Source organism: Rossellomorea sp. NS-SX7 (assembly GCF_052828565.1).
Map to the genome: position 1 here is coordinate 3,698,913 of NZ_CM128249.1, position 11,675 is coordinate 3,710,587.

Below are 11,675 nucleotides of genomic sequence, written 5' to 3' on the forward strand. Positions count from 1 at the left end.
CAATGCAGTTCTGGGGATGTACGGATGTATTTTAGTCTAAAAACTCGGGAAAACACGCTTTCGCCATTTTTTGTGGACTAAGATCTCCTTTACGGAAGCGAAAGGAGCCAAATAAAAAAGTCATTTATGTGTACACATAAATGACTTTTTTATTTATTGTCTTCCACTGACTTTTCGATAAAATTTGATGAATGGACGAAACTGCTCATTAACTAAACCAACGCTCTCCACTATGAAATGAGCAACTAACAGTAAACCAACGATGATGAACAGCGCTCCCCATAGGGTAACGGATGACAACATGATCGCACTCACACTAAAGAGTATGCCTAGTGCATATATGGCCAATACAGTGTTTCTGTGCGATAATCCCATTGCTAAAATTCGGTGATGCAAGTGGGATTTATCCGGGGCTGATATTGGTTTCTTATTATAGATACGTCTTATTATTGCAAATGTAGTGTCAAATATAGGAACACCTAAAATGATGATTGGAATAATAAAACTAAATAGGGTTACACTTTTATATAGCCCTAACAATGACAAGATTGAAATAGCATATCCGAGGAACAGTGCCCCGGTATCTCCCATGAAAATCTTAGCTGGGTGAAAATTGTAGAACAGGAACCCGATTGTGCTTCCCAGGATGATGATTGAAAGCAGAAGGATTAATTCTTTACCTGCCAACCCGGCTAATATGGCAATTGAGGCAATCCCGATTGCTGAGACACCGGCTGCTAATCCGTCTAATCCATCAATAAGATTTATGGCATTGGTTATGCCAACAATCCAGAGAACTGTTACTGGTACTGCGAACCATCCAAGTTGAAACTTCTCAACTACAAATGGAATGCTTATGAAGTCAATTGTTAATCCGGTGCTTACGATTAACAAAGCCACAACGATTTGTCCTGCAAATTTCACTTTTGCAGAAAGTTCGTATTTATCATCTAAAATACCAAGTATTGTAATTAAAATACCGCCTACAGTAATTGCTGTGATCTTTTCATTATGAAGACCACTTACAAAATATCCGGCAGCAACTCCTATAAAGATCGCAAGCCCACCTAATCGAGGCATTAACTTATCATGTACCTTACGGTGATTTGGCTTATCTGTTGCACCAATCTTAATTGCCAACTTTATGACGAGTGGAGTCGTAATCAGGACTGTAATCAGTGATACCACAAAAGCTAAAATAACTTTGTCCACAATTATATCCCCTTATTTGTAAAGTTTCAGTAATTAGTCTGCGACGAATGTCCCCAAACATCACTAGTAATAAGTGGAGATTATGCAGACGTCATTCCTACTGTTCTTGCAAAATATGAATTTCCAAAAATTAAGCAACATAAAACATCATCATCGTACCATATGAAAAGGTATGTGCCAATATCTTTTACCTGAAAATGTAATGAATTGCGTGCGTTTGGTCATTATTATTTTTTACCCGCTGATGCACGTTAGAAAACAAATAAATATTACACTCGCTTCTTCACAGCATTATATGCATAGTTTAAAAAACACCAAGCGGAATAACCTAAACTAAGCTTTTCAATTTTTCTGTATACCTGCCAATTTCTTTTTGCAGTTTTGATTTTATTACTTGAGATGGATCCTTCAACTTTCCTGTAGTAAGCTAAAGGCTCATTAATCCCGTATGCCGTATTCCCTCTTTTAAGAATATCGAGCCAAAGGACAAAATCTTGCCTCGTCCTAATATTGAGCATTTTGATTTCACCAATTTTAGAACGGTCCAATACCACAGTCAGGCATCCAATAATCGTATTTTTAAGCAATGTGTGATAATCAACTTTATGTGGCACACTTACCATTTTATCCATTTCGTTTCCATCTTGGTCAATGAGTTCATACGCTGTAAAACTAAATGCATAATCGTTATCCAGCATAAACTTGATTTGCTTTTCTAATTTATGAGGGTGCCATAAATCGTCACTATCAAGAAACGCGATAAAATCCCCATGTGCAGCCTCGATTCCTGTATTACGGGCAATTGCTGCACCGCTATTCTCAGGCAGGTCCAACAGTCGGATCCTGGAATCCTGTGCTGCATGTGATAATATGATTTCCTTACTATTGTCTGGTGATTGATCATTGACTAAAATCATTTCCCAGTTTTGGTAAGTTTGGTTCAATACTGATTTGATTGTTTCTTCTATAAACTCTTCAGCCTTGTATACTGGAGTGATGATTGACACTAAAGGTGTATTCATTTTAGTTTACTCCTTTCTAGTCCAATTTACAATATACTACAAAATTCTACTCTTGCCTATTACATTTTAGTTAAATTATCTGATTAAATTTGAAACAAAAAATGGACAGATCAACAAATTGACCTGTCCATTTTGATTTACTTCGAATAGAATTCATACGTTTGCTTTAAGCCTTCTGCAAGACTTACCTCCGGTGACCAATTCAATAGTCTTTTTGCCTTATCATTCTTGAGGTAGCTATGTTTGATGTCACCCGGTCTTTCAGCCAAATACTTGACTTCTAACTGTACCTTGTTTTGTTCTTGAAAAATTTCAAGGGTATCATTTAATGTAGTGGCCACACCTGTACTGATATTCACAATTTCATTGGCAGGAGTCTTCGTTGCCTGCAGATTTGCTTTTACGATATCATCGATGTGAATATAATCCCTTGTCTGTTCCCCATCGCCAAACACATTAAATTCAGTGCCTTTAACTGCACAATCCACCATAATGGAAATAACTCCGCCTTCTCCCTTTGGTATCTGATGCTTTCCGTATGCATTAGCATACCTGAAAATTGTATATTCCACGTTATATAATTCAGAATAAAGTGAAATATAATGTTCGGGCGTATGTTTTGAAATACCATAGCTTGAAATGGGACTTACGTTATGCTCTTCATCAATACCCAAATACTCCGGAACCCCATATACTGCAGCTGAAGAAGCATAGATTAATTGACAATTATTTATTTTACAAGCCTCCAGGACATTAATTGTACCTAAAATATTTATTTTGGCGTCAAGGACAGAGTTTTTAATCGACGTCTGTACATCGATTTGGGCTGCATGGTGGTTGATGATATCCGGCTTTTCTTTCGCTACGATCTCTAAGAAATCAGGATGAGTAACATCTGTATGATAAAATGTTACTTCAGGGTAAATATACTCTTTTTTTCCTGTCGATAAGTCATCGACAATAATGACTTCATATCCAGCTTCAATGTATGCCTTACTAATATTCGAGCCAATGAAACCGGCTCCTCCTGTTAGCATGACCTTCAATTTATTTCCTCCCTGCTTGCCCGGCCCATCGTAATATACGTATATCCCAGTTTTTCTACTTCGATAGGATTATACATATTTCGGCCGTCAATTAGGATTTTAGATTTCATTAAACTTCCAAGCTCCCCTAAATCCAATGATTTAAATTCTTTCCAATCAGTAATGAGCAAGACTGCATCAGCATTGGTAAATACCTCTTCGATTGAATCTGCAATCTCAAGGTCTTCAATCAGATTCTGAGCATGTTTTGAAGCGATGGGATCATAAGCTGTAATCAACGCTCCCTTACCGTTCAGGGCATTGATGATATCAATGGAGGGAGCATCCCTCATATCGTCGGTGTTGGGTTTAAATGATAATCCGAGCACACCTATTTTTTTATTTACTAAGTCCTCATCTAAAGAATTTACAACTTTATTTACAAAGATGGAACGCTGACGGTAATTCACATTTTCTACTTCAGGGACCAACCGGATGTCGTAACCAACCTCTTTTGCGATGTTGATCAATGCTTTTGTATCCTTCGGGAAACATGAACCTCCGTAACCTAGTCCCGCTTGAAGAAATTTGTTCCCAATACGGGGGTCGAGTCCCATTCCTTCTGAAACTTTTGTAACGTCAGCACCAAAGTATTCACACAAATTAGCGATTTCATTAATGAAACTGATTTTTGTTGCTAAAAATGCATTGGATGCGTATTTTATCATTTCTGCAGTTTCGATATCCGTTTCTACAAGAACCGTGTTAAAAGGCTTATGTAACTCTCTTAACATGTCCAAAGCTTTAGACGAGTCCACACCAACCACTGCCCTATCCATGTTCAGGGTGTCGGCAATTGCGCTTCCCTCCCTTAAGAACTCAGGATTGGATGCCACATCAAAATCTAATGTTTGACTTAAACTTGAAGTGATCCATTCTTTTACTTTACGATTGGTTCCCACTGGGACTGTGCTCTTTGTTACAACAACCTTGTAACCATTCATATATTTCCCTATATCTTTTGCAGCTGCTTCCACAAAGCTCAAGTCCGCTCCACCATTTTCTGTTGGAGGAGTACCGACAGCAATAAAAATCACATCTCCAAACTCCACCCCATCTTTAAGAGAAGAGGTGAAGTTCAATCTGTTATCCGCAATGTTTTTTTTCATAAGTTCTTCTAAACCTGGTTCGTATATGGGGGATCGTCCTTGTTTCATTTGATTAACCTTTTCTTCGTTTATATCAACACAAAGGACGTCGTTTCCAATTTCACTAAAGCACACTCCAGATACTAATCCTACGTATCCAGTTCCTATAACAGTAACTTTCATTTACATTCCCTCGTTTCTTTCGGTTAACTACTTAGCTGCAAGGCGATTGACTAGGTCTTGAATTTCATCTTTTAGTTCAGGTCTTTGTAAAGCAAATTCGATAGTAGCTTCAATGAAACCAATTTTGTTTCCAATATCATATCGTTTGCCTGAAAATTGATAACCATAAATATCTTGGGATTCCAATAAAGATTTAAGGGCATCCGTCAATTGTATTTCGTTTCCTGCCCCCGGTTCCGTAACTTCCAGTATATCAAGGATTTCTGGAGTTAGCACATATCTCCCCATGATGGCATAATTTGAAGGTGCTTCCTGAATGGAAGGCTTCTCGATTAAATCCTTCACTTTAAAGCTATTTTCTTCTTCGTAATTAGAGTTGATGTCGATAACTCCATAACTCGATAAATGTTCATTGGGAACTTCTTGAACCCCAATAATACTGGATTGTTTTTCATCAAATTGTTTAATCATTTGCTTTAAACATGGATCTCCATCATTTACAACGATGTCGTCCCCAAGTAAAACCGCAAATGGCTCATTTCCAATGAATTTCTTTGCACACCAAATCGCATGACCTAACCCTTTAGGCTCTTTTTGTCTGATATAATGAATATCGGCAAGCTCCGAAATTGCTTTTATTTCATCAAGCATTTCTATTTTACCCTTATTATTAAGTGTTTCTTCCAATTCCCAAGAACGATCAAAGTGGTCCTCTATCGCTCTTTTACCGCGGCCGGTTACAATGAGTATATCTTCTATCCCTGACTTAACAGCTTCTTCAATGATATATTGAATGGTTGGTCTATCCACAATTGGCAGCATTTCTTTAGGCTGTGCTTTTGTAGCAGGAAGGAATCGTGTTCCCAATCCAGCTGCTGGTATTATTGCTTTTCTTACTTTCATACTCGATCACCCTTTTTAGTGTAGTTAAATGAGGCAGACAATGTCTTGTTTAATGTTTTAACTGGAGTATTAAGCATCCCCATCTTTTTTATCCATAACAGCATTAATAGGATAAAGCCACAAGACCTGCCGTGCATGCGTTTTAACATCGGTCCTTTGCCAATGAAGTTCTTATCATTTAATCTCGATGAACTGGAAGGTACCTGATGATACACGACCGCTTCGGGAATATAGCGAATCTTCCCTTTTCTTTTTAGAATGTCATTGATAAATACATTTTCTTCTCCACTATAATATTTAGCCCCAAGACCAAAATCTTCATCAAAGAAAATATTATTATCTTGTAAAAATTCCAGGCGGAAAAACAGCTCGATTGAAGATTTACTAAAAGCATCCTTGAAGTTTATTTTCTTCACCTTATCAGAGTACTCTTTATAGTAACGCTGCGTCAAAGGATCATATATTTGAAATGCTATCCCTTCATATTCCTGATTAGAACGAAAGTGTTCTAATACCAAGGATAAAGCATTCTCTTTATACCAGCAATCGTCATCTGAAAAGGTTACAATTTCTCCTCTGCATATTTTCAACGCAGTATTCCTTGCTTTAGACAGCCCTTTTTCTTTATTGTGTATATGACGAATTGCCAGGTTATCAAATGATTGGATGATTCCTTCAACTGCCTCGTAATTATCTTGTGAAACGATTATGATTTCCATATTGACTTTTTGACCAGAGAGACTGGTCAGCAGTCTTTCCAGTTCTATTATACGGCTTCCTAATGTAGGAACAACAATTGAAATATCAATCATATTCTCACTCCATCATTGACAGAATACCAAATGTAGAGATTTTTCACTCCAGCTCCACATTCAGTTACTTACATAATGGCTATTTCTTATTTGAGATAACCACGTTTTCCACTCTATCTTTTCCTACTGCATACCGTACTTGAATACTTTCACCGATTGTTAACTCATTATTTTCAAAGTTAAGAGCTGCTAATAACTCGTTTTCTTTAAGAGTCACCGGTAGTACTATCTCTTCCACTTTTTTGTCCTTAATACCAAAATAAACACCAAATTCTCTATAGAACAAATAATAGCGTGATTTATTAAACGGCGTGAGTTCTGTGAAAATGAATTCTCCGTCATCATATCTTCGGATCAATTCATCTTCTTCCATTCCAAGCGGGACAGGTACTGTGTCCACAATCCCCATTTGAGCCAGTTCAGGAAAGTCTTCAGAAACTACCCTTCTATTATTCCTTACTACATTAGGCTGGAAATTTAGATACTCACTTTCTAACTTTAATTCTCTATCAGTTAAATCTGAGTCGTGACCGATCACAAAAGCTGAGAAAGGGGTCTCTTTTGGGAATAGGGTTATTGTTTCAATCAGGTTGTCTTTCGTTTTTAAGACAATTTTATAATCACCCTTTTCAAAGTAGACGACAGGATCTTCCTGATGTGAATGATATTTGTAAAACGTTAATCTTATTTCTTTTTCTAGTATTGTATTTATACTTTCACCGATTCCTATTACTTCGCCTATTTGATATTCAGGATTTGTGACCTTAATGTAATCAATTTTATTATCTTCAAAGCTAACGGTTAACTCCTGGTCTTTATAGACATAATGTTGATTTTCCTTTGTATCTGGTTTACCCAAGGAATTCAATACCGAACCCTTGTCTTGGGTAAAGTCGATCCCAAATACTTTTTGCTCATTACCTAATGGTTTTGTTTCATCCGGTTGAGACTTACTTTGACCGCATCCCGCAACTCCGAATAGTATTAAAGCCGTTATACAAATTGCACCTAGCAAATGTTTCACACTTATTCCCCCCTGCCAAGACCAGTTGTTGTATGACTTTGAGCTTTTCTCCCAATCAAATTCAATAAGAATATGATCAATAGTAACGACCAAAAGCGAGGAGTGGCATAATCGGCTCTGTATAATGCAGTTAGGACCAGGTGAATGAATTCCACAAAAGCGATAAAACAATATATGTTTAATCTGTATGATTTAAATAGTTTAAGCCCCACTATCGTCACTGAGGTGACGATCAAGATGAGACCGACAATACCGCCTTCAAACAAAATATCCACAAACATATTGTTTGAAGATGTGCTTACGCTTCCCATGCTGGGAAGAATTTTTGTTTGAGCTAAAAAGTCAAAGGCTCCCGGGCCATAACCAAATAATGAAGAAATAAACGAATGATCAAACAGCCAAAAAACTGGCATAACATACATATACATCCGACTGGATGTTTCAACATCGAACAAAGATCCCCCACGCGCTAGTATAGGGCTGAAGAAGTCTCCTAATGCATCGTTAAAAACAAATAATAAAAGAACCAAGGCTGCGAAAGATAGACCCAGTCCTTTCATAACCTTGTTAATAGGGATATTTGTCTTCTTAATATACAGAAGAGCCGCTAAGGAACCCATTACTGCAAAATTCATATAAGCACTTACTGAAAATGAAAACATCAGTACGATTAAAGCAGGTATTAAGATGTATAAAACATACTTCCATTTTTCTTTAAAAATGAGTATTCCCAATATCATTAAGTCAATTAAGAGCGGACCCAGATAACTTGGTTCATCTAAAAAAGATGTCAGCCTGAAATTAAAGAATACTGTTTCAGATACACTATGTATATAAGATCTTGTACTTATATTCACAAACGGTATACCAAACAAAAAATGGGCCAGCTGCCATAGACCGACAAGCACTAATAGAAAAAGGGAAAGAGGATAAATGTTCAAGACTTTTTTCAATTGCTGCGATTCTACATCTCTCAATACATAATAACCTGTAAACAAAAAGACTACATAAGTGAAGTAATAAATCAGCCTGGATGGTAAAGATGTTTTTATATAAGACATATATTCCACACTGTTTATTACACTCATTGTGTAGATGCTTGATAAAGAGGAAAGCAGAGCGATCAATATAAATAATCCGATAAAGCGATTAACTTCAAGATCTTGTTTCAGCTTGTATTTTTTTTCTTTGACATACTTTATAAATAGTAAAAATGAGATGAATAGAACGAATAAGGCTGTTAAAGGAATCGGCGTGATTGTGACAAACCAGTGAGCTGCAGAAAACTGAACTGTACAAAGATAGCCGGCAAATAAATATAATAATATGTCTTCTTTATTTAGTCTGAAATTATTATTCACTAGGAATGACCACCTTTTTCTTACCGCTATTCTTTCTCCATGTATGAGATATCTTCAAGAAAATATGTTCCATTTACTTCTCGCCATTTTGTCATATACAATAATTTTTTATCACGGCTGAACCTGTAGAATTTATCATCAACATCTACATGAAAAGAACTGTGCTTTTTATTTAATAAAGTTTTTATATATTCAAATTCTTCTTCTTTTACATGATGTCCTGATAGAGTCACTTCTTCGAACTCTTGCCAAGTAAGATTCTGGATATTATTTCTGATATATTGATCTGCCTCAAGCAGATTTCTGAACTTCAGGGGTTCCTGTCCACAACCGGCAAGTGTGGTTGAAATCACACCGGTAATTAAAAGTAAGATTAACTTTTTCATGTTAATTTCCCACACCCTCAATCAGTTCATTGTAATTTATCATTACTTCTTCAAGTGTATAAGGCTTTAATACGTCTGCATCAAAAGGATTTCTTTGATTACCTTTCAATTGCGTTTCTATAGCTGTCGCCATTTCATCAGTGTCTTTTACAGGAACTAATAAACCGTACTTGCCACCTTTAAGGATTTCCCGGGGGCCGCTTTTACAATCCGTTGAAACGATCGGTACATTAAAGTAAAGTGCCTCAATAAGGACTGTTGGTAAACCTTCTCTCTCAGAAGATAAAGCCAAAACATCCGCTCTATTTAAATAAATGAATGGATTTTTTTGGTATCCTTTAAATATTACTTCCTTTTCTAATCCCAGTTTAAACACTAGACTTGAAAGTTTTTCTCTTTCAGGACCTTCTCCTATGATCACTAACTTACATTGCCGTTTATCAGGTAGTTTACTGAATGCCTGGATAAGCATATCAATATTTTTCTCTTTTGAAAGTCTTCCGATACTTACAATCCATTTTTCTTCTGAGCTTTTGCCAATCTGGGCATTCATTGCTTCTTCGGCTCTCTCGATGAACTTTCGGTCAATAACTGGATTATAAATGACATTGACCATTTTCACATGTCTTGAAGGAATGAGTTCCTTTATTTCCGAAGCCACCCCGCTTGATACACAAACAATCTCATCTGACAAAGGATAAAGTAATCTTATGAAATATTTCATGAACTCATCTTTTTTACTGTTTCCCAGCTGTCCATGCACAGTGGAAATAACATTCGTTTTTTTACCGGTTAATAGGTTCGCCATTAAGACAGAAATATTCATAAAATGTTTAGCGGATAGAATGATATCGGGATTATTCTCTTTTATATATTTCACAAGTGATCCTATTGTCTTGCTGGCTTTCTTCTTATTTAAATTCACAATCTGAATATCGTCATTTAAATCGCTCATCAATGGTCCTTCAGAGGACATTGCCAAAGCAGTGACTTCATACTTCTTGCTTAGTTCATTTGCGAGGTTAATGAGAATCTGTTCTACTCCCCCGCTATGAAAAGACTGAAAGAATAGTGTTATCCTTTTCATCTTGGTCCCTCCCAGGGAATAGCATTATTTGAATCTCTTTTTGAATTTCAAGATTTCCTTCTTTATATATTCTTTCAATTGCTTGTCTGCTGTAATCATCGAAACAATAAGTATTAATTCTAATATGAACATTCCTAAAATAGACGGTACATGCTTATAAATAAGAAGGAATATACTTAGTGTCACTATTAATGCCGCCATATTAAGCAGTATCCCTTTAAGAATAATCTTTAATCCCCTATTTAGAAAGAGGCTGAACATAATTAACATAACGCCTTCCGTCACAATACTTGCATATGCCCCGCCTAGACTGCCATACATGCCACCCAGCACGACATATGCTGCAATACCGATCAGCACCACAAATAGCTGAATAAGCGTCCGCCTTGTTTGCTGGCCGCGTGTTGTCAGTGCATCTGCTAATGGATAGTTTATCGATTGGAGAAATATCATGATAGATAAAATCCTTAATGCTTCTCCAGCTTTTTCCCATCCACTCCCCAGTAATAACTCAATTAAATAGTGGCTGTAAAAAAATAATGGAGCAGCCATGACGAGCCCCAAAAAGGTCATTAGCTTTATTTGTGTGATACTTAGCTTAAAGTGGCCATCCCAGTCTTTATTATTTCCCATTCTAAATAGGACAGGGAAGAATGCCATAGCCACGATCCCTGGAAGTTGATAAAGAACGACCGGGATTCGAAACGCTGCAGAAAAGAATCCGGCCTCTTTCAAGGTGGATACTTTTTCCAGTATAATCGGTCCCATTTGTTGTAGTGCAAGAACAGTAACCCCGCTCAGCATAAAAGAACCTAAGTTATCAAGTATGCCTCTATGCCAGCCTGAAAATAGCTTGATGCGGTTCTTTACTAAAATAAGTGCAACGATTCCGGAGACAACATTAGCTCCTCCGTAAATAGGTGCTATTACTTCTATGGGCCATGAAAAAAACATCCCTAGGAAAAGTGCACTAGCCGTTGTCAAACCTGTAATTGATCTGATTACTGCAGTGAATTTCATTTCCTCTATTAATTGAAAATAACCTGCACCCAGCCCTTGCAAAGTCGCTCCTGCAACAGTAGGGATGAGAACTATATATAAGATTGATTTTAATTGTTCATTATCATAAAAAACTTGAATAATAATTATGGATAACAGAATTGTAAATACAGCCAGGGCAATACGTACAATAAAGAAGCTGCTCACCACTGAATCATGATTCGACTCTTTTTTTGTACCTTCTCTGATTAATGTGTGAGTCAGCCCTAAATCAGTAAAATATCCAGCAATGGACGAAAAAGCAAGCGCTACACTTAATATTCCGTATTCTTCAGCACCTAAGTACCTTGCCACCAATATCGTTGCAGCTGCTGAAAGAAGCCTTACCATCACATTACTGCCAAATAAGTAAAAAACGTTTTTTATGATGCTTTTGTTATTACCCAATTTTTCACCTTCTACTATTCCTTATGTGAAATTAGACACTACTATATTATAGTTTATACAGAAAAA

General features: G+C 36.7%; 11 protein-coding genes. All 11 read right to left on the reverse strand.

Annotated features, from left to right (window positions below; genetic code table 11):
* Positions 1-153: 153 nt before the first annotated feature.
* Positions 154-1,218, reverse strand: coding sequence for a glycosyltransferase family 4 protein (locus tag ACUXV2_RS18305; protein ID WP_446247108.1), 1,065 nt, complete (start codon positions 1,216-1,218; stop codon positions 154-156).
* Between the two features lie 263 nt (positions 1,219-1,481).
* Entirely contained in the window at positions 1,482-2,234 is a 753-nt protein-coding gene (locus tag ACUXV2_RS18310; RefSeq protein WP_446244580.1) for a glycosyltransferase family 2 protein, read from the reverse strand.
* A gap of 137 nt (positions 2,235-2,371) precedes the next feature.
* Complete coding sequence (locus ACUXV2_RS18315; protein ID WP_446247109.1) at positions 2,372-3,271, reverse strand: NAD-dependent epimerase/dehydratase family protein; 900 nt, start codon at positions 3,269-3,271, stop codon at positions 2,372-2,374.
* Between the two features lie 5 nt (positions 3,272-3,276).
* Complete coding sequence (locus tag ACUXV2_RS18320) at positions 3,277-4,590, reverse strand: UDP-glucose dehydrogenase family protein (protein ID WP_446244581.1); 1,314 nt, start codon at positions 4,588-4,590, stop codon at positions 3,277-3,279.
* Positions 4,591-4,617: 27 nt separating this feature from the next.
* On the reverse strand, positions 4,618-5,493 hold the full coding sequence (galU, locus tag ACUXV2_RS18325; RefSeq protein WP_446244582.1) for a UTP--glucose-1-phosphate uridylyltransferase GalU: 876 nt from the start codon (positions 5,491-5,493) through the stop codon (positions 4,618-4,620).
* On the reverse strand, positions 5,490-6,305 hold the full coding sequence (locus tag ACUXV2_RS18330) for a glycosyltransferase family 2 protein (RefSeq protein WP_446244583.1): 816 nt from the start codon (positions 6,303-6,305) through the stop codon (positions 5,490-5,492). The genes galU and ACUXV2_RS18330 overlap by 4 nt, the downstream gene beginning before the upstream one ends.
* A 79-nt stretch (positions 6,306-6,384) precedes the next feature.
* The gene (locus ACUXV2_RS18335; RefSeq protein ID WP_446244584.1) at positions 6,385-7,329 is read right to left on the reverse strand and encodes a hypothetical protein; all 945 of its coding nucleotides are present in this window, start codon (positions 7,327-7,329) and stop codon (positions 6,385-6,387) included.
* A gap of 2 nt (positions 7,330-7,331) precedes the next feature.
* Positions 7,332-8,690 (reverse strand): O-antigen ligase family protein, encoded by a 1,359-nt coding sequence (locus ACUXV2_RS18340; RefSeq protein WP_446244585.1) that lies wholly within the window; start codon positions 8,688-8,690, stop codon positions 7,332-7,334.
* A 26-nt stretch (positions 8,691-8,716) separates the two neighbouring features.
* Positions 8,717-9,076, reverse strand: coding sequence for an LptM family lipoprotein (locus ACUXV2_RS18345; RefSeq protein ID WP_446244586.1), 360 nt, complete (start codon positions 9,074-9,076; stop codon positions 8,717-8,719).
* A 1-nt stretch (position 9,077) separates the two neighbouring features.
* The gene (locus ACUXV2_RS18350; RefSeq protein ID WP_446244587.1) at positions 9,078-10,163 is read right to left on the reverse strand and encodes a glycosyltransferase; all 1,086 of its coding nucleotides are present in this window, start codon (positions 10,161-10,163) and stop codon (positions 9,078-9,080) included.
* 24 nt (positions 10,164-10,187) lie between these two features.
* The gene (locus ACUXV2_RS18355) at positions 10,188-11,609 is read right to left on the reverse strand and encodes a flippase (RefSeq protein ID WP_446244588.1); all 1,422 of its coding nucleotides are present in this window, start codon (positions 11,607-11,609) and stop codon (positions 10,188-10,190) included.
* Positions 11,610-11,675: the final 66 nt, after the last annotated feature.